Origin of the sequence: Mucilaginibacter polytrichastri (genome assembly GCF_001911425.1) — a bacterium.
Taxonomy (GTDB): Bacteria; Bacteroidota; Bacteroidia; order Sphingobacteriales; family Sphingobacteriaceae; genus Mucilaginibacter; species Mucilaginibacter polytrichastri.
Window position 1 is genome coordinate 597844 of sequence record NZ_MPPL01000001.1, and the last position, 19343, is coordinate 617186.

Sequence of the window (19343 nt, forward strand, 5' to 3'; positions counted from 1 at the left end):
GGCGTGGACCTAATCAGTGCCAAAATATTGTCACTAATTAGGTCAGGAAAGTATTAGCGTGTTTGGTTTATTGTGTGTGTGCTTCAGGCTGATATATTATTCATTTTTAATTGATTCTACGGGATTTGCCAGGGCAGCTTTAATGGTTTGCCAGCTAATTGTTAATAAGGCGATTAAAAGTGCGATAATGGCTGTTATGATAAATATTCCCGGACTAATTGTTATCCTGTAAGCAAAATCTTTTAGCCATTGGTTCATTATCAATATACACAGCGGTATGGCTATTACAATAGCAATTAATACCAAACGCATAAAATCCTTACTAATAAGTACAACAATATTATAAACAGAGGCACCCAGCACTTTACGTATTCCTATTTCTTTAACACGCTGTTGCGCAGTAAATGTGGCTAATCCAAATAGGCCCAGGCAGGCAATTAAAATAGCCAAACAAGAAAATAAGGAGAACAGGTAGCCGAAGTGTTGATCTGCTTCATATTGCTTGTTGAACGATTGATCTAAGAAATAATACAAAAAAGGCCTTTGTGGCGCCACGCTCTTCCATGTTTTTTCGAGCGCTGTAATGGTAGCAGCAACATGCTCAGCTTTAATAGCTACCTCAATACGATTAAGTGAGCCGGGCATTCCGTACCTTAAGGTTAATGGTTCTACTTCTGTATGTAAAGAGCGGAAATTAAAATTTTTAACCACGCCTATTATAGTGCCCTGCCTGCCCCACTGCGAAAACTTTTTACCTATGGCATCCGCAGGATGGCGATAGCCATACAATTTTGCAGCGGCTTCATTAATCACTATTGCCTGAGTACTATCTGTAATAAAAGCGCGCGAAAAATTTCTGCCTGCTGCGAGCGGGATTTTAAGACATGAAATAAAATCAAAATCGATTTCATAAATAAGCGGAATCTTATTCGTCATTTGCCCGTCGGGGCCTTGTATATCTGTACCCGCATTCGGTAAAAACTCGCCCGGCACTGCGCGTGAAGCTGCAACCGATACAACACCAGGCTGGTCGGCAAGCGACTTTTTTATACTTTCTAAATTTTGCTGTACCTGGTCATCGCCTTCAAAGTTTAAAACCAGCATCTGATCTTTTGTAAACCCCAGATCATGATTATTAAGAAACTTTAATTCTGTATATACAATTGCAGTCCCTGCAATTAATGTAATGGAAAGTGTAAACTGAAAAATAACCAGTGCTTTTCGTAAGGATATATTACTGTTCGAAGGTTTGAATACGCCCTTCAAAACAGCTATTGGTTGAAAGCGGGAAAGAAACCAGGCAGGGTAGGCCCCCGCTAAAACACCTGTTGCCAAAGTAAGTATAACCATCCATGCGGCTAATTGGCCGCTAAAGAAAACCTTTGGAGCAAAGTCTTTACCAGATAAAGCACTAACTACGGGCAAGCTCAGGTTGGTTAATGCAACCGCCAGGGTAGCCGCGATCATTGAAATTAAAATAGACTCGAATAAAAATTGCCACCTGAGTGCCGAGGGTTGCACGCCTAGTACTTTCCGCACGCCTACCTCTTTGGCCCTTTCGAGCGAACGCGCTGTAGACAAATTCATAAAATTAACACAGGCAATAATCAGTATGATAATACCAATGCAGCAAAATAAATAAATGTTACTCATGCTGCCTACAGGGCCTGGCTGTCTGGACGCTTTTGAATGAAGATAAGCGTCATCGATTTTTTCAAATGCAATCGTATAACCCGGATCTTCCATGTTATGGCGTTTTAAAAATGCAGGGACAGCTGCTTGCATAGCTGCAATATCTGCATGGTCTTTAAGCACAAAGTAGGTGTAAAAATCTACGTATCCCCAGGCACTAAAAACGTCTTCACGCCATTTTCTGGCGGTTGACATAGATATTAGCCCGTTGAAAGCAATTTGCGAGTTTGCAGGCACATCAGCAACAACTCCGGTTACGGTAAAATGGTCGCCATTGTTTACCCGTAGTGTTTTACCTACGGCATTGGTATGGCCGAAAAATTTCTCGGCTATTTTTTGAGTTAATACTATGCTATTAGGAGCAACCAAGGCAGTTTGTGGATTACCCTGTAAGAGTTTCCAACTGAAAACTTTAAAAGCGGTAGAGTCTATACAAATAAGGTTCTCCTGCTGTAAACGTTTATCTCCATACTCCAGCAGTAAACTTACGGGGCTCATAAATTGCACCATCTCTTTTACTTGTGGAAAATCGGCCGCTAAAGCGGGTCCAACCGGCGCACAGCCCCAAACCTGGTAATCTTCAGGCGCGGGAGCGGTTATCTTTTGCCCCTTTTCAACACTGCGAAAGGTCTGTAATACCCTGTAGATACGATCATGCCTGGTATTATAACGATCGTACGAAAGCTCGTGCTGCACATACAATCCTATAAGCACACAGCAACTCATCCCTATTGTAAGCCCGATAATATTGATAAAGCTATAGAACTTTCTTTTGAGCAGATTACGCCTGGCGATAAGTAAAAAGTGTCGAAACATAATACAGATATTTAGAACAGCTAAACGAAATAATATGCCACGATATAAATCATTGCAGATCAATATATTAATAAATTTGTCGTGTTCGGTATCGTACACCTAATGTACGTTAATGGTCAAAAGTAATGGCTTGCAACCAACATTTGTCTGTTTTTTTACAAGGCATGTTAAATATATCTAACAGAAATGATCTTATATAAAACGTATTTACAAATACCATTTTGAAAATCAATTATTTCACCTATCTTTGCCGTCCCTGAAAGGAGGTATGAGGGTATATGATTATAGTAAATATTAAAGACGGAGAATCGTTAGACAAAGCGTTAAAACGCTTCAAGAAGAAATTTGAGAAAACAGGTGTATTGCGCGAACTACGCAGTCGTCAAGCTTTCGAGAAAAAATCTGTTTCCCGCAGACACGAGATCAAACATGCGATCTACAAACAAAATATGAATTTAGACCAGGCGTAACTTTTGAAAAAAAGTTAAACTTAGTTTCCATAAATATTAAAACTATTTGTACATTGATTTTTTCAATGCGCAAATAGTTTTTATGTTTTTACAGCGGTTCATTCAATATATACAGCACGAAAAGCGCTACTCGGCGCATACGGTAACCGCTTATAAAAATGACCTGGAGCAATTTATTGTGTTCCTTGGCCAAACCCCCGAAATACAATTACAGGAAATAACACATCACCACATCCGCCAGTGGATTGTGACTTTGATGGACGACGACCGCAGCGCGCGCACCGTTAACCGTAAAATAGCTACGCTTCGCAAATATTTTAAATTTCTGGTTCAGGAAAAACTGATCGAAGCAAACCCGGCATCGCGTGTACAAGCCCCAAAAATTTCAAAGCAGCTGCCCATTGTGGTAGAGGATGAGAAACTATCCAAAATGCTGGATGGCGAGGATATTTTTACGCCCGACTTTAAAGGCATGCGCGATAAGCTGGTAATTGAGCTGTTGTTTGGTACCGGCATTCGCCTCTCCGAGCTGTTGGGCATTAAAGAAACTGATTATGATGCTTACGAAGGCACCGTAAAAGTGCTGGGCAAGCGCAATAAAGAGCGGATAGTACCGGTAAACACCCAACTGCGGCATTTGCTTGCCGAGTACCTGGTGTTAAAAAAAAGTGAAATTTTTGATAACAATTCGTTAACGCTGATCGTTACAAATAAGGGAGCCGATGCTTATCCGAAACTAATTTATTTAATAGTGCATAAATATCTGTCAGGCATATCAACACAGGATAAAAGAAGCCCCCACGTGCTAAGGCATACCTTTGCAACAGCATTGCTGAACAACGGGGCCGATTTAAACGCTATTAAAGAATTGTTAGGGCATGCAAGCCTCGGCGCAACCCAAATTTACACCCACAACTCTGTGGAACGTTTAAAATCTATTTACAAACTGGCCCATCCAAAGGCCTAAAACAGGAGGAAACATGAAAATTTCAGTTCAATCAATTCATTTCAATGCCGACAAGAAATTATTAGACTTCATACAGAAGAAAGTAGATAAGCTGGACCAGTTTTATGATAAGATAATTAGTGGTGAAGTTTACCTGAAATTAGAGAATGTAGAAGATGAGGCGAACAAAATTACAGAGATCAAATGCCTGATACCTGGTAGCCAGTTATTTGTAAAAGAAAAGTGCAAAAGTTTTGAAGAGGCAACTGATTTAGCAGTTGAAAGTTTACGCAAGCAGATTGAACGCCATAAGCAGAAAAATGCCGCCGCAGCTGCAACAGCAGCCAAAGTAGTGCTTAGTGAAGCAGCTTTAGAAGACGAGTTTTAGCAATAAAAAGGCCTTTAAAATGGTCAAAATCGGCAGGTTTAAAACCTGCCGATTTTTTTTGCAAAAAAATTTTGTTCTGCTGCAAAAATGTGTAGATTTGCATTCCCTTTTGAGAAGGTCATCAACGTAGAAGACACAGATTAAAAGAGTTCTTTAAATTTATTGTTAAAAGCCTCCTTAGCTCAGCTGGTAGAGCAACTGACTTGTAATCAGTAGGTCATTGGTTCGATCCCGATAGGAGGCTCAGAAAATTTTGATTTTCGATTTGTAATGTGAATATAAAAGTTCATATTTGCGACCCGAAACACAAAATGTTTCGATGGGGGGATTCCAGAGCGGCCAAATGGATCAGACTGTAAATCTGCTGTTGTAATGACTTCGGAGGTTCGAATCCTCCTCCCCCCACAAGCGTCAATGAGTGAGTTGTTGATTGGTTGAGTAAGTGAGTTTTATTCACTAACACAGTCCTTCACTAACCCACTCATTGTTATGCGGAAGTAGCTCAGTTGGTAGAGCGATAGCCTTCCAAGCTATAGGTCGCGAGTTCGAACCTCGTCTTCCGCTCTGGTAGGTTATTAAGTTACTGAGTTGTTAGGTTTAAAAGATTTGTTTCGAGTAACTTAATAACATATAACTAAATAACCTGAGCAAAAAATACAAGCCGACGTAGCTCAGGGGTAGAGCACTTCCTTGGTAAGGAAGAGGCCAAGGGTTCAAATCCCTTCGTTGGCTCGGCGTATTATAGTAATATATAACGACAATTTAAATAGAAAATTAACCTACAAACATTTATAAATCATGGCAAAAGAAAAGTTTGACCGCAGCAAGCCGCACTTAAACATCGGTACAATCGGTCACGTTGACCACGGTAAAACAACCCTTACCGCAGCTATCACTAAAGTTTTGGCTGACAAAGGTTTTTCAGAAGCTCGTTCATTCGATTCAATCGATTCAGCTCCTGAAGAAAAAGAGCGTGGTATTACTATCAATACTGCTCACGTTGAGTATTCTACTGCTACCCGTCACTATGCACACGTTGACTGTCCAGGTCACGCGGATTATGTGAAAAACATGGTAACAGGTGCTGCTCAAATGGACGGTGCTATCATCGTTGTTGCAGCTACTGATGGTCCAATGCCTCAAACTCGTGAACACATCCTGTTGTCTCGCCAAGTTGGTGTGCCTTCATTAGTTGTGTTTATGAATAAAGTTGACATGGTTGATGATCCAGAATTACTAGAATTAGTAGAAATGGAAATCCGCGAATTATTATCATTCTACGATTTCCCTGGTGATGATATTCCTGTTATCCAAGGTTCAGCTCTTGGTGGCCTTAACGGCGAGCCAGTATGGGTTGAAAAAATTATGGATTTGATGAATGCAGTTGATAGCTACATTCCAATTCCTCCACGTTTAACTGACTTACCTTTCTTAATGCCAGTTGAGGATGTATTCTCAATCACAGGTCGTGGTACTGTAGCAACAGGCCGTATCGAGCGTGGTATCATTAACTCAGGTGAGCAAGTAGACATCCTTGGTATGGGTGCTGAAAACTTAAAATCAACTGTAACAGGTGTTGAAATGTTCCGCAAGATCCTTGATAGAGGTGAAGCAGGTGACAACGTAGGTTTATTGTTACGTGGTATTGAAAAAGAAGCCATCCGTCGTGGTATGGTTATTTGCAAACCAGGTTCAGTAACTCCTCACACAGATTTCAAAGCCGAAGTTTACGTATTATCAAAAGCAGAAGGTGGCCGTCACACGCCTTTCTTCAACAGATACCGCCCACAATTCTATTTCCGTACCACAGACGTTACAGGTGAAATCACCTTAGCTGAAGGCGTAGAAATGGTTATGCCAGGTGATAACGTTACAATCACTGTAGCTTTGATCAACGCAATCGCAATGGAAAAAGGTCTGCGTTTCGCTATCCGTGAGGGTGGTAGAACAGTAGGTGCTGGCCAGGTAACTGAAATTTTAAAATAAGAAATTTCAAAAGGTTAATTAGAAACGTAAGTCTGCATGTGTAAACTGCAGACTTATGTTTTCTTATAATACACGGGAATAGTTCAACGGTAGAATAGAGGTCTCCAAAACCTTTGATCAGGGTTCGAATCCTTGTTCCCGTGCTAACAACTTTGATTAAATAACAAGATGGCTAACGTAGCTGAATATATTAAGGGATCTTACATAGAGTTAACGGAAAAGGTAACTTGGCCAACCTTTCGCGAATTGCAGAACAGCGCAGTTTTAGTATTGGTTGCTGCTATCATTATTGCCCTTTTGGTTTTTGGTATGGACCAGATTATCGGTTATTTAATCAAGCAGTTTTATAGTTCACTTACTTAATTTAATACATCGGGATGAGTGAAAATTTAAAATGGTACGTGGTTAGGGCCATTAGCGGGAAAGAAAAAAAAGTTAAACAATATTTAGATGCCGAAATTAATCGTTTGGGCCTTTCGCATTTAGTACCCCAGGTATTAATACCTACCGAAAAGTACTACCAAATGCGCGATGGTAAGAAAATTGCAAAAGAACGCAATTTTTTCCCGGGTTATGTATTAATGGAAGCAGCCTTAGATGGTGAGCTTGAGCACATCATCAAAAATATAAACAGCGTTATTGGTTTCCTGGGTGATAAAGCCGGAAATGCAATACCACTTCGCCAGGCCGAAGTTAACCGTATCTTAGGTAAGGTTGATGAGATGACCTCACAAGGCGAAACCATGAATGTACCATATTACGTTGGCGAAAACGTTAAAGTAATGGATGGCCCTTTCAATGGCTTTAGCGGTGTGATAGAAGAAGTGAACGAAGAGAAAAAGAAACTCAAAGTAATGGTAAAGATCTTCGGGCGCCGTACACCGCTTGAATTGAATTACATGCAGGTAGAGAAAGAGTAGTTTTATTTCGGATGTCGGATTTTCGATGTCGGATTTAAAATTTAAAAAATATAGATTTCTTATTTAGAGTGTTAAATCCGAAATCAAGAAGAGTGTTAAATGTTACAAAGCTTCCACTTACTAACATTAAGTAACAAATAAATCAAAGTAAAATGGCAAAAGAAGTCGGTGCAATGGTAAAGCTGCAAGTAAAGGGCGGCGCTGCAAACCCATCTCCTCCAATTGGCCCTGCATTGGGTGCAAAAGGTGTGAACATTATGGAGTTTTGCAAGCAGTTCAACGCACGTACCCAGGACAAACCTGGTAAAGTGCTTCCTGTAGTTATTACTGTTTATGTTGACAAGTCTTTTGATTTTATCATTAAAACTCCACCGGTAGCCATCCAGTTAATGGAAGTTACAGGTTTAAAAAGTGGGTCGGCAGAGCCAAACCGTAAAAAGGTTGCCAGTGTAAACTGGGATCAGGTTGAAACTATCGCCAAAGATAAAATGACTGACTTAAATGCATTCACAGTAGAGTCTGCCATGAAAATGGTGGCTGGTACTGCACGCAGTATGGGAATTACCGTATCTGGTACAGCACCCTGGAATAATTAATTAATACAAATCAGTTAAAGAAAGTGGCTAGATTAACAAAAAATCAAAAAGCAGTACTCTCCAAAATTGAGGCTAATAAATCGTACACGTTACAAGATGCAACTGCATTGGTAAAGGATATAACCACTACCAAGTTTGATGCTTCTGTTGATATCGATGTACGTTTAGGTGTTGACCCGCGTAAAGCCAATCAAATGGTGCGTGGTATTGCAACATTGCCTCATGGAACTGGCAAAACCGTACGTGTATTAGTACTTTGTACTCCTGACAAAGAGCAGGAAGCAAAAGACGCAGGTGCAGATTTTGTTGGTTTGGATGACTACATTGCTAAAATAGAAGGCGGATGGACTGATGTTGATATTATCATCACTATGCCAAGCGTTATGGCTAAGGTAGGTAGACTAGGACGTATCCTGGGTCCACGTAACTTAATGCCTAACCCTAAATCAGGTACTGTAACCCCAAATGTTGGGCAAGCGGTAACTGAGGTAAAAGCAGGTAAGATCGACTTCAAGGTTGACAAAACCGGTATCATCCATGCCTCAATAGGAAAAGTATCTTTCCCTGCTGAGAAGATTTATGAAAATGCTTTGGAAGTATTACAAACCATTTCTAAATTAAAACCTTCTTCAGCAAAAGGAACATACTTCAAGAGCATACATGTCTCTTCAACAATGTCGCAAGGAATTACAGTTGAAACTAAATCAGTAGCAGGAATTTAATCATGAACAGAGAAGAAAAAAACGACCTAGTTGTTGCTCTTGCTGATCAGATGAAAGAGTTTGGTAATTTTTATATTACCGATACCTCAGACCTGTCAGTTGAAAAGATCAACAAGATCCGTCGCAAATGTTTTGAAAACGACATTACTATTAAAGTAGCAAAAAATAGCCTTATTCGTAAAGCTATGGAAACCGTTGGTGGCGACTTTGATGAAGTGTATGGTGTTTTAAAAGGTTCATCATCTATCATGTTCTCTAAATCAGGCACTGCCCCGGCAAAACTGATTAAAGAACTTAGAAGACAAGGTGATAAACCACTTTTAAAAGCAGCTTACATTGATTCATCGGTGTTTATCGGAGACGACCAATTGGCCACTTTAGTTGCATTGAAATCTAAAGAACAATTGATCGGTGAGATCATCGGCTTATTACAATCTCCTGCTAAAAACGTTATTTCTGCATTACAATCAGGCGGAAATATCATTGCAGGGCTTGTTAAAACATTACAAGAAAGAGAAGGTTAACCGAACACCTATAAAGTTCGATTTAAAAATTACGTAATTAAGAAAAAATAAAATAAAATGGCAGATTTAAAATCGTTTGCTGAACAGTTGGTAAACTTGACAGTAAAAGAAGTTAACGAATTAGCTCAGATCCTTAAAGATGAGTATGGTATTGAGCCAGCTGCTGCTGCAGCTGTAGCAGCAGCTCCTGCTGCTGGTGGCGATGCTCCTGCAGCTGCTGCTGAGCAAACCGCTTTCGATGTTATCTTGAAAGAAGCTGGTGGTCAGAAATTAGCTGTTGTTAAATTGGTTAAAGACTTAACTGGTTTAGGCTTGAAAGAAGCTAAAGATTTAGTTGATGGTGCACCTAAAGAATTAAAAGCTGGTGTTACTAAAGAAGAAGCTGAATCACTTAAAAAGCAATTAGAAGACGCAGGCGCTGTTGTTGAGGTTAAATAATTTTAACCCCAGGCGATAGCCCAAAGCATGAGACTCCGACCTTTTTTGGTCGGGGTCTATTGCTATTTATATGGTTCTCATTTTTTGCTTGAATGTTTAAGAACCAGTTTTGCACAGAGCAAAAGAAATTTATAAATTTTAAATTATAATCCCTTGGCAAACAACAATAATCAAAGAGTAAACTTTGCAACCAGCAGGCACGTAATTGATTACCCTGATTTTCTGGATGTTCAGTTGCAATCTTTCAGGGAATTCTTTCAGCTAGAAACTACTTCAGATAACCGTCATACCGAAGGTTTATTTAAAGTATTTGCTGAGAACTTTCCTATCTCAGATTCAAGAAACATCTTTGTTTTAGAGTTTCTTGATTATTTTATTGACCCGCCACGTTATGATATACAAGAGTGTATCGAACGCGGATTAACTTACAGTGTTCCGTTAAAAGCCAAACTGCGTTTATCATGTAATGATGAAGAGCACGAAGACTTTGAAACTATTGTACAGGACGTGTACCTGGGTACTATCCCATACATGACTCCTAAAGGTACATTTGTGATCAACGGTGCCGAGCGCGTAATTGTATCTCAGTTACACCGTTCGCCAGGTGTGTTCTTTGGCCAAAGCCGCCACACCAATGGTACCAAATTATACTCGGCCCGTGTTATCCCTTTCAAAGGATCATGGATTGAGTTTGCTACAGACGTTAATAACGTGATGTATGCATATATAGATCGTAAAAAGAAATTCCCGGTTACTACCTTACTTCGTGCTATCGGTTATGATTCGGACAAGGACATCCTTGAGTTGTTTGAACTTGCCGACGAAGTTAAAGTAAGCAAATCTGGCCTTAAGAAATTTATTGGCCGTAAGCTTGCTGCAAGGGTGCTTAAAAAATGGGTTGAAGATTTTGTGGATGAGGATACAGGTGAAGTTGTATCTATCGACCGTAATGAGATCATCCTCGAGCGCGAAACCGTACTGGAAGACGACCATATAGATATGATCATCGATGCAGGTGTGAAAACCATTATCCTGAACAAGGAAGATGCTTCTACCAGCGGTGATTACACCATTATATATAATACCCTACAAAAAGATACTTCGAACTCGGAGAAAGAAGCGGTGGAGCACATCTACCGTCAATTACGTAACGCCGAACCACCTGATGAGGAAACTGCTCGTGGTATCATCGATCGTTTATTCTTCTCTGATAAAAGATATGATTTGGGTGATGTTGGTCGTTACCGCATCAACCGTAAATTGAAGTTAGAGACTTCTAACGAAACTAAGGTTTTAACCAAGCAAGATATTATTGCTATTGTTAAGTACCTAATTAAGTTGATCAACTCTAAAGCTGAGGTGGATGATATCGATCACTTGTCAAACCGTCGTGTTCGTACGGTTGGCGAGCAGCTTTATGCGCAATTTGGTGTTGGTTTAGCCCGTATGGCACGTACCATCCGCGAGCGTATGAACATTCGTGATAACGAGGTGTTCACACCAACCGACCTGATCAATGCACGTACACTATCTTCTGTGATCAACTCGTTCTTCGGAACTAACCAGTTATCACAGTTTATGGACCAAACCAATCCACTGGCAGAGATTACGCACAAGCGTCGTCTGTCAGCCTTAGGCCCTGGTGGTCTGTCGCGCGAGCGTGCGGGTTTCGAGGTTCGTGACGTTCACTACACCCACTACGGTAGGTTGTGTACCATCGAAACTCCGGAAGGCCCGAACATTGGTTTGATCTCTTCACTTTGCGTACATGCCAAGATCAATAACTTAGGCTTTATCGAAACACCATACAAACGTGTTACCGATGGTAAAGTTGAAGTGAATCAACCGGTAATTTACTTATCGGCAGAGGATGAAGATGGTAAAACTATAGGCCAGGCTAACGCCCATTATGATGATAACGGTGTTTTCGCCAGCCCACGTGTTAAAGCACGTTTCGAGGGTGACTTCCCGGTTATTGAGCCAGAGCGTCTGGATTTAATGGACATTGCGCCTAACCAAATTACCTCTATAGCGGCTTCGCTGATTCCGTTCTTAGAACATGATGATGCTAACCGTGCCCTGATGGGATCTAACATGCAACGCCAGGCAGTGCCTTTGTTGCGTCCGGAAGCTCCTATCGTTGGTACTGGTTTGGAAGGCCGTGTGGCAAAAGATTCTCGTACCCTTATCAATGCCGAAGGCGATGGTGTGGTTGAGTATGTTGATGCGAACGAGATCCGTATTAAATATGATCGTAATGATGATGACCGTTTGGTATCATTTGATGGTGATAGCAAAAGCTACCGTTTAACCAAGTTCAAGAAAACCAACCAGAGCACAACCATTAACTTAAAGCCAATTGTTAAAAAAGGCGAAAAAGTTTACAAAGGGCAAGTATTGTCTGAAGGTTATGCTACCCAAAACGGTGAACTTGCACTGGGCCGTAACTTAAAAGTTGCGTTCATGCCTTGGCAGGGATATAACTTTGAGGATGCGATTGTAATTTCTGAGCGTGTTGTATCACAGGATATCTTTACTTCTATCCACGTAGAAGAGTTCGAGCTTGAAGTTCGTGACACTAAACGCGGTGAAGAAGAGTTAACTGCTGATATCCCTAACGTATCTGAAGAAGCTACTAAAGACCTTGACGAAGACGGTATTATCCGTGTAGGCGCCGAGGTTAAAGAAGGCGATATCCTGATCGGTAAGATCACCCCTAAAGGTGAGTCAGACCCTTCACCAGAGGAGAAACTACTTCGCGCTATATTTGGTGATAAAGCCGGTGATGTTAAAGATGCATCATTAAAAACTCCGCCGTCTATCGCGGGTGTGGTAATTGATACCAAATTGTTCTCACGTGCTAAAAAGACTACCAAAGCAGAAGAAAAAATGCAATTGGAGAAACTTGATATCAAGCACGACAGAGCGAACAAAGAATTAAAAAATACCCTGATCGAGAAATTGTTCGAGATCGTAAATGGTAAAACATCGCAAGGTGTGTTTAACGTTTACAAAGAACTGCTTGTTGCCAAAGGCGTTAAGTTTACCCAAAAGATTTTGGTTGAGCTGCCTTACGAAAACATCAACCCAACAAAATGGACCACTGATGACGACAAGAACGATCAGATCAAATTATTACTGCATAACTACGGTATTAAGATGAACGAAGAACTTGGTTCTTACCGTCGCGATAAATTTGCGATCAGCGTAGGAGACGAGCTTCCATCTGGTATTGTACAAATGGCAAAAGTTTACATCGCTAAAAAACGTAAGTTAAAAGTAGGTGATAAAATGGCAGGCCGCCACGGTAACAAGGGTATCGTTGCACGTATTGTACGTGACGAAGATATGCCGTTCCTGGAAGATGGTACGCCGGTTGATATTGTGTTGAACCCACTGGGTGTACCTTCACGTATGAACTTAGGCCAGATCTACGAAACCGTTTTAGGCTGGGCCGGTAAAGAGCTGGGTATGAAATTCGCTACGCCAATTTTTGATGGGGCAACTTATCAGGAAGTGGAAGAGTGGGTTGCCAAAGCAGGTTTACCTGCAACGGGCCGTACTTACCTTTACAACGGTTTAACCGGTGAGCGTTTTGACCAGACAACCACTGTAGGTATTATCTACATGCTGAAACTGGGCCACATGGTTGATGATAAGATGCACGCCCGTTCAATCGGCCCGTACTCACTTATCACACAACAACCATTGGGTGGTAAAGCACAGTTTGGTGGTCAGCGTTTTGGTGAGATGGAAGTTTGGGCACTGGAAGCATTCGGTGCGGCTAACATCCTTCAAGAAATCCTGACTGTGAAGTCGGATGACGTTATTGGACGTGCCAAAACTTACGAAGCCATTGTTAAAGGCGAAAATCTGCCTACACCATCAGTTCCGGAATCATTCAACGTATTGGTTCACGAATTAAGAGGTTTAGGTTTGGATATCACATTAGAATAATGAATGAATTAGTGAAGGATTGAATAAGTAATTATTCAATCCTTTGTTAACTTCTACGTGCAAATAGTGATTAGTTCACTCGTTCACTAAATCAGTCATTCAATAATTAAAACAAAGGGAGACTATGTCTTACAAAAAAGATAATAAAATCAAAAGTAACTTCACCAGCATCACGATCAGTCTGGCCTCTCCGGAGTCTATTCTTGAGCGTTCAAGCGGCGAGGTTTTAAAACCCGAAACCATCAACTACAGGACTTACAAGCCTGAGCGTGATGGTTTGTTCTGCGAGCGTATTTTTGGTCCGGTTAAAGATTATGAGTGCCATTGCGGTAAATACAAACGTATCCGTTACAAAGGCATCGTTTGCGACCGTTGCGGTGTTGAAGTAACCGAAAAGAAAGTACGTCGTGAGCGTATGGGCCACATCAACTTGGTGGTTCCTGTTGCGCACATCTGGTATTTCCGTTCTTTGCCAAACAAAATCGGTTATTTACTGGGCTTGCCAACTAAAAAGCTCGACCTTATTATATATTACGAGCGTTATGTAGTTATACAGGCTGGTATCAAAGAATCTGACGGAATTGCAAGAATGGATTTCCTGACAGAAGAAGAGTACCTGGATGTTTTAGATACATTACCAAAAGAAAACCAATATCTTGACGATAAAGACCCACAGAAGTTTGTAGCTAAAATGGGTGCTGAAGCGTTAGAAGAATTATTAAAACGCCTTGACCTTGACCAACAGTCTTACGACTTACGTCACCAGGCTGCTAACGAAACTTCTCAGCAACGTAAAAACGAAGCCTTAAAACGCTTACAAGTTGTTGAAGCTTTCCGTGATGCACGTACACGTATAGATAACAACCCGGAGTGGATGATCGTGAAGATCGTTCCGGTTATCCCGCCAGAACTGCGCCCATTGGTGCCCCTGGAAGGTGGCCGTTTCGCTACTTCGGATTTGAATGACCTTTACCGTCGTGTAATTATCCGTAACAACCGTTTAAAACGTTTGATCGAGATTAAAGCACCGGAAGTAATTTTGCGTAACGAAAAACGTATGCTTCAGGAAGCGGTTGACTCTTTATTTGATAACTCACGTAAAGTTAACGCTGTTAAAACTGAAGGTAACCGTGCCTTAAAATCTCTTTCAGACATCCTGAAAGGTAAACAAGGTCGTTTCCGTCAAAACTTACTGGGTAAACGTGTCGATTATTCTGCACGTTCGGTAATTGTTGTAGGCCCTAACTTGAAACTGCATGAGTGCGGTTTACCAAAAGATATGGCTGCCGAGCTGTTTAAACCATTCATCATTCGTAAAATGATCGAAAGAGGTGTGGTTAAAACGGTAAAATCAGCTAAGAAAATCGTTGACCGTAAAGATCCATTAGTTTGGGACATTCTGGAAAACGTATTAAAGGGTCACCCTGTGTTATTAAACCGTGCGCCTACGTTGCACAGGTTGGGTATCCAGGCTTTCCAACCTAAATTGGTTGAAGGTAAAGCGATCCAATTACACCCGTTAACTTGTACAGCATTCAACGCGGATTTTGATGGTGACCAGATGGCAGTTCACGTACCCCTGGGTAACGCTGCAATTTTGGAAGCCCAAATCCTGATGCTTGCTTCGCACAACATTTTGAACCCTGCCAACGGTACCCCAATTACAGTACCATCACAGGATATGGTTTTGGGTCTTTACTATATTACTAAAGGCCGCAAAACAGACGAAGGTCGTGTTGTTAAAGGACAAGGTTTATCTTTCTATTCTGCCGAAGAAGTGATTATCGCTTACAACGAGAAACAGATTGATCTGCATGCCTTTATTAAAGTTAAAGCAAACGTAAAAGAACGCGATGGCAGCATCGTAAATAAATTAATTGATACTACAGTTGGCCGTGTGTTGTTTAACCAGCACGTACCAGAAGAAGTAGGTTATATCAATGAATTGCTAACCAAAAAGTCACTTCGTGATATTATTGGTGAAGTTGTTAAAAACACCGGTATGGCCCGTGCAGCCCAGTTCCTTGATGATATTAAGGAGTTAGGTTTCCAAATGGCATTCCGTGGTGGTTTATCATTTAATCTGCAGGATGTTAACATCCCTGCTCAGAAAGTTACTTTAATCGAATCGGCAACTAAAGAAGTTGAAGAGGTTATGGGTAACTATAACATGGGTTTCATCACCAACAACGAGCGTTACAACCAAATTATCGATATCTGGACACGTATAAACAACCGCTTAACTGCGAATGTAATGGATATCCTGTCTAACGATAATCAAGGTTTCAACTCTGTTTACATGATGCTTGACTCTGGTGCACGTGGTTCTAAAGAGCAGATCCGTCAGCTTGCAGGTATGCGTGGTTTGATGGCTAAGCCTCAAAAATCAGGTTCAGGTGGCGAGATCATTGAAAACCCGATCTTATCAAACTTTAAAGAAGGCCTGTCGGTATTAGAGTACTTTATCTCTACCCACGGTGCCCGTAAAGGTTTGGCGGATACGGCGTTGAAAACAGCTGATGCTGGTTACTTAACCCGTCGTTTACATGACGTTGCCCAGGATATGATTGTGGGTGAAACAGATTGCGGAACTTTACGCGGTATTTTCACTACAGCATTAAAAGATAACGAGGATATCGTTGAGCCATTATATGACCGTATTTTAGGTCGTACTTCACTGCATGATGTGCATGACCCAATTACCGGCGAACTGTTGGTAGGCGCAGGTCAGGACATTACTGAAGAAATTGGTAAATCAATTGAGAACTCTCCTTTAGAAGGTATCGAAATCCGTTCTGTACTGGCGTGCGAAAGCAAGCGCGGTGTTTGCGGCCTTTGTTATGGACGTAACCTGGCATCGGGTAAACGTGTACAAAGCGGTGAAGCTGTGGGTGTAATTGCAGCACAGTCAATCGGTGAGCCGGGTACACAGTTAACATTACGTACATTCCACGTGGGTGGTACTGCATCAAACATTGCTGCAGAGTCTCAGATCAATGCTCGTTACGAGGGTATCATTGAATTTGAAAACATACGTACTGTTGAATACAAAACAGCCGAAGACGGACCTGTAGAGGTTGTTTTAGGTCGTTCTGGTGAGTTCCGTATCATTGAAGAAGGCAGCAATAAGGTAATTGTTACCAACAACATCCCTTACGGTTCATACCTGTATGTAAAAGATGGCAGCAAGGTTACCAAAGGCGATCGTATCTGTTCATGGGATCCGTACAATGCGGTTATCATCTCAGAATTTGCGGGTAAGGCTGCGTTCGACGCTGTATTAGAGGGTATCACTTTCCGTGAAGAATCTGATGAGCAGACCGGTCACCGTGAAAAAGTAATTATCGATACCAGGGATAAAACTAAAAACCCTGTGATCCAGATTGCTGATGGCATGGGTAACATCATTAAAGGTTATAACATCCCGGTAGGCGCACACATTGCGGTTGACGAGAATGAGAAAATACAAACCGGACAGGTTATTGCTAAAATACCTCGTTCAACTGGTAAAACACGGGATATTACGGGTGGTTTACCACGTGTAACCGAATTGTTTGAGGCTCGTAACCCATCTAACCCGGCCGTTGTGACCGAGATTGATGGTGTGGTAACCTTAGGCGGTGTAAAACGTGGTAACCGTGAAATTACCATCGAATCAAAAGACGGACAGGTTAAAAAATACCTGGTACCACTTTCTAAGCACATCCTGGTACAGGATAATGACTTTATCAAAGCTGGTATGCCGTTATCAGATGGTTCAATTTCTCCTGCCGATATCTTAGCGATTAAAGGCCCTGCTGCTGTACAAGAGTATCTTGTTAACGGTATCCAGGAAGTTTACCGCTTACAGGGTGTGAAAATTAACGATAAGCACTTCGAGGTTATCGTTCACCAGATGATGCAGAAAGTACAGATTGAGGATCCGGGAGATACTCGTTTCTTAGAAAAAGAAGCGGTTGACGGTTGGGACTTCATGCTGGAAAATGATGACATATTCGATAAGAAAGTTGTTATTGAGCCAGGTGATTCAAATTCATTGAAACCAGGCCAGATTGTTTCATTACGTAAATTGAGAGATGAAAATTCTATCTTGAAACGTAAAGATTTGAAACTGGTAGAAGTAAGAGACGCTATTGCAGCAACATCTAGTCCGCTGTTACAGGGTATTACCCGTGCTTCATTAGGTACTAAATCGTTTATCTCTGCAGCATCGTTCCAGGAAACTACCAAGGTACTGAACGAAGCAGCTATCGCAGGTAAACGTGATAAAATGCTTGGTCTGAAAGAAAACGTGATCGTAGGTCACTTAATTCCTTCAGGTACCGGTATGCGTATCTATGATAATGTACGTGTAGGTTCACAAGAAGAGTTTGACCGCCTGATGGCTTCTAAAACAGAAGACGTAGGCGCTTAATCAAAAACTGATTATATTTAAAAGGCTCCCCGGGTAAACCAGGGAGCCTTTTTTGTTATAAATGCCAAGCAGTTCCTGTTAAACCAGTGCCTTAGGGCTTTTAATAAGCCATGTTTGGCTTTGCCGCTTGATATGTTTCAGGGACTGCTGGGTCAATACATCAGGGTAAACATTACGAATAGCTTTTATGTTCGTAGCAGGTAATGCTCGCTATATCAACCCCCAGCACTTTCAAGTTCTCCAGCTCTTCACGCATTTGCTCATAACGTTCCTTATCTATCATTCGGTAAAACTGCGTATAAAGGATATCATGGATCATGATAAAGTACCAGGCATAACTCGTTTGGGAAATATGTTGCACCGATCAACAGGTGCGTCTTTGCTTTGGTTTGATCAGTACCTTGAGAGCCCGGGCAAGGTAATGCCCGAAATAAGCGCTCGATACTGCTCTTAGATAAACCGCTGTACATTACAAGGTACTTGTACCCGGCACTCGCTAAAACATTTCTCAAACCAAGCAAATTGGTTATTGAAAGCAAGCTCCGGGTTCGATCGGGTAAACATTCGTATCGCAGGATTTGCACTTAAAGGGGTGCTTCCATTGCTGATTACGCCAGCTAATAACGGCCAAGCTACCGCAGGCGCCACATGCGTTTTTTAAACACCTTCATAAACTAAAAAAGCCAATTGAAAACACTTTCAATTGGCTCAATGCAGTTATTTGATAGTCAATATAGTTACATGGTTTTATTAACTATTTTTTGACGGCATTATCAAATTTATCAACCTGTTTTAATTCTGTATCAGTTTAAAAGGTTGGAGATAAGTCAAACGAGTAGGCTATATGTAAGCCAAAACTAGTCATATATTGATTTTTACTGTGCAGTAATTCATATCGTAAACTAATATCTAAACCAGTATTATTATCGTTATAACCTAATGCCGGTGATACTATTTTTGCGATATGAGAATCCTTATAAGCTAGGGTTGTGTAGGCTAATCCTGCCTCCGCTCCCAAATACATGGTTTGAGAAAAAAAAGCTTTTGCGCCAATTGTACCAGGCACAACAATCTGATTTTTATAACCGTTTCCTGAGGCTTTAAAAAATTCAACGCCAGTACCTAAGGTAAGCCCTACAAATGGGTTTGGATAATATTCAGCATGTACAGTTCCACCTATTCCTAAACGAGACACAATATTAGGAATTGGAGGAAGCTTAGTGTTAGTGTTGTCGATATACTGGTTCGGATTTAATACTCCAAAAATGTCTGGCCCTATAGTAACGTGCCAGCTATCTTCTCTAAACGTATTATTGTAATATTGTGCCTTGGCATTATTAGCAAAAAAGCTAAGCGCAATGGTTATAACTAAAAGTAAATACTTTTTCACAGGCATTAATTTATTGTTAAGTTTTTAATAATGTAGATGACAGAATGCAAATAAAATGTAATAATAAATAAAATATCTTTAAGA

General features: G+C 41.0%; 15 protein-coding genes and 5 tRNA genes. 17 read left to right on the forward strand and 3 right to left on the reverse strand.

What is annotated here, in order from left to right; translation table 11 throughout:
* Positions 1 to 96 precede the first annotated feature (96 nt).
* A complete protein-coding gene (locus RG47T_RS02700; protein WP_074493068.1) occupies positions 97 to 2508 on the reverse strand; it encodes an ABC transporter permease in 2412 nt (803 codons plus the stop codon).
* Positions 2509 to 2786: 278 nt separating this feature from the next.
* On the opposite strand from RG47T_RS02700, the gene rpsU reads away from it, so the two are divergent.
* From rpsU to rpoC, 17 genes are all read left to right on the forward strand, one after another.
* Positions 2787 to 2978, forward strand: a complete 192-nt coding sequence (gene rpsU / locus RG47T_RS02705) for a 30S ribosomal protein S21 (RefSeq protein ID WP_074487938.1) — start codon at positions 2787 to 2789, stop codon at positions 2976 to 2978.
* Positions 2979 to 3024: 46 nt separating this feature from the next.
* Positions 3025 to 3945, forward strand: coding sequence for a tyrosine-type recombinase/integrase (locus tag RG47T_RS02710; RefSeq protein ID WP_317041618.1), 921 nt, complete (start codon positions 3025 to 3027; stop codon positions 3943 to 3945).
* Between the two features lie 13 nt (positions 3946 to 3958).
* On the forward strand, positions 3959 to 4312 hold the full coding sequence (gene hpf / locus RG47T_RS02715; RefSeq protein ID WP_074487941.1) for a ribosome hibernation-promoting factor, HPF/YfiA family: 354 nt from the start codon (positions 3959 to 3961) through the stop codon (positions 4310 to 4312).
* A gap of 171 nt (positions 4313 to 4483) precedes the next feature.
* Positions 4484 to 4556 (forward strand) — tRNA-Thr (locus tag RG47T_RS02720).
* 77 nt (positions 4557 to 4633) lie between these two features.
* Positions 4634 to 4717 (forward strand) — tRNA-Tyr (locus tag RG47T_RS02725).
* A gap of 86 nt (positions 4718 to 4803) precedes the next feature.
* A tRNA-Gly gene (locus RG47T_RS02730) sits at positions 4804 to 4876 on the forward strand.
* A 96-nt stretch (positions 4877 to 4972) separates the two neighbouring features.
* A tRNA-Thr gene (locus RG47T_RS02735) sits at positions 4973 to 5044 on the forward strand.
* 66 nt (positions 5045 to 5110) lie between these two features.
* Complete coding sequence (gene tuf / locus RG47T_RS02740) at positions 5111 to 6298, forward strand: elongation factor Tu (RefSeq protein WP_074487943.1); 1188 nt, start codon at positions 5111 to 5113, stop codon at positions 6296 to 6298.
* A 72-nt stretch (positions 6299 to 6370) separates the two neighbouring features.
* Positions 6371 to 6441, forward strand: a tRNA-Trp gene (locus RG47T_RS02745).
* A 25-nt stretch (positions 6442 to 6466) separates the two neighbouring features.
* Complete coding sequence (secE, locus tag RG47T_RS02750) at positions 6467 to 6661, forward strand: preprotein translocase subunit SecE (protein ID WP_074487945.1); 195 nt, start codon at positions 6467 to 6469, stop codon at positions 6659 to 6661.
* A gap of 14 nt (positions 6662 to 6675) precedes the next feature.
* Complete coding sequence (gene nusG, locus RG47T_RS02755; RefSeq protein ID WP_074487947.1) at positions 6676 to 7218, forward strand: transcription termination/antitermination protein NusG; 543 nt, start codon at positions 6676 to 6678, stop codon at positions 7216 to 7218.
* Between the two features lie 152 nt (positions 7219 to 7370).
* On the forward strand, positions 7371 to 7814 hold the full coding sequence (rplK, locus tag RG47T_RS02760) for a 50S ribosomal protein L11 (RefSeq protein ID WP_074487949.1): 444 nt from the start codon (positions 7371 to 7373) through the stop codon (positions 7812 to 7814).
* A 23-nt stretch (positions 7815 to 7837) separates the two neighbouring features.
* Positions 7838 to 8536, forward strand: coding sequence for a 50S ribosomal protein L1 (gene rplA / locus RG47T_RS02765; protein ID WP_074487952.1), 699 nt, complete (start codon positions 7838 to 7840; stop codon positions 8534 to 8536).
* Between the two features lie 2 nt (positions 8537 to 8538).
* Complete coding sequence (gene rplJ, locus RG47T_RS02770; RefSeq protein WP_074487954.1) at positions 8539 to 9060, forward strand: 50S ribosomal protein L10; 522 nt, start codon at positions 8539 to 8541, stop codon at positions 9058 to 9060.
* Positions 9061 to 9117: 57 nt separating this feature from the next.
* A complete protein-coding gene (rplL, locus tag RG47T_RS02775) occupies positions 9118 to 9498 on the forward strand; it encodes a 50S ribosomal protein L7/L12 (RefSeq protein WP_074487956.1) in 381 nt (126 codons plus the stop codon).
* Positions 9499 to 9651: 153 nt separating this feature from the next.
* Entirely contained in the window at positions 9652 to 13455 is a 3804-nt protein-coding gene (rpoB, locus tag RG47T_RS02780; RefSeq protein WP_074487958.1) for a DNA-directed RNA polymerase subunit beta, read from the forward strand.
* 124 nt (positions 13456 to 13579) lie between these two features.
* Entirely contained in the window at positions 13580 to 17869 is a 4290-nt protein-coding gene (gene rpoC, locus RG47T_RS02785; protein WP_074487960.1) for a DNA-directed RNA polymerase subunit beta', read from the forward strand.
* Positions 17870 to 18041: 172 nt separating this feature from the next.
* Here the strand turns inward: rpoC and RG47T_RS26285 are convergent, their stop codons facing one another.
* Both RG47T_RS26285 and RG47T_RS02790 read right to left on the reverse strand, forming a co-directional pair.
* Entirely contained in the window at positions 18042 to 18230 is a 189-nt protein-coding gene (locus RG47T_RS26285; RefSeq protein ID WP_139235621.1) for a hypothetical protein, read from the reverse strand.
* Positions 18231 to 18677: 447 nt separating this feature from the next.
* On the reverse strand, positions 18678 to 19265 hold the full coding sequence (locus RG47T_RS02790; protein WP_074487962.1) for a hypothetical protein: 588 nt from the start codon (positions 19263 to 19265) through the stop codon (positions 18678 to 18680).
* Positions 19266 to 19343 lie beyond the last annotated feature (78 nt).

What these genes read in the sequence shown, in the direction of transcription:
- rplJ (WP_074487954.1), top strand. Translation starts at nt 8,539, where the DNA reads ATGAACAGAGAAGAAAAAAACGACCTAGTTGTTGCTCTTGCTGATCAG.
- rpoC (WP_074487960.1), top strand. Translation starts at nt 13,580, where the DNA reads ATGTCTTACAAAAAAGATAATAAAATCAAAAGTAACTTCACCAGCATC.
- rplK (WP_074487949.1), top strand. Translation starts at nt 7,371, where the DNA reads ATGGCAAAAGAAGTCGGTGCAATGGTAAAGCTGCAAGTAAAGGGCGGC.
- tuf (WP_074487943.1), top strand. Translation starts at nt 5,111, where the DNA reads ATGGCAAAAGAAAAGTTTGACCGCAGCAAGCCGCACTTAAACATCGGT.
- RG47T_RS02700 (WP_074493068.1), bottom strand. Translation starts at nt 2,508, where the DNA reads ATGTTTCGACACTTTTTACTTATCGCCAGGCGTAATCTGCTCAAAAGA.
- rpsU (WP_074487938.1), top strand. Translation starts at nt 2,787, where the DNA reads ATGATTATAGTAAATATTAAAGACGGAGAATCGTTAGACAAAGCGTTA.
- RG47T_RS02790 (WP_074487962.1), bottom strand. Translation starts at nt 19,265, where the DNA reads ATGCCTGTGAAAAAGTATTTACTTTTAGTTATAACCATTGCGCTTAGC.
- hpf (WP_074487941.1), top strand. Translation starts at nt 3,959, where the DNA reads ATGAAAATTTCAGTTCAATCAATTCATTTCAATGCCGACAAGAAATTA.
- secE (WP_074487945.1), top strand. Translation starts at nt 6,467, where the DNA reads ATGGCTAACGTAGCTGAATATATTAAGGGATCTTACATAGAGTTAACG.
- nusG (WP_074487947.1), top strand. Translation starts at nt 6,676, where the DNA reads ATGAGTGAAAATTTAAAATGGTACGTGGTTAGGGCCATTAGCGGGAAA.
- rplL (WP_074487956.1), top strand. Translation starts at nt 9,118, where the DNA reads ATGGCAGATTTAAAATCGTTTGCTGAACAGTTGGTAAACTTGACAGTA.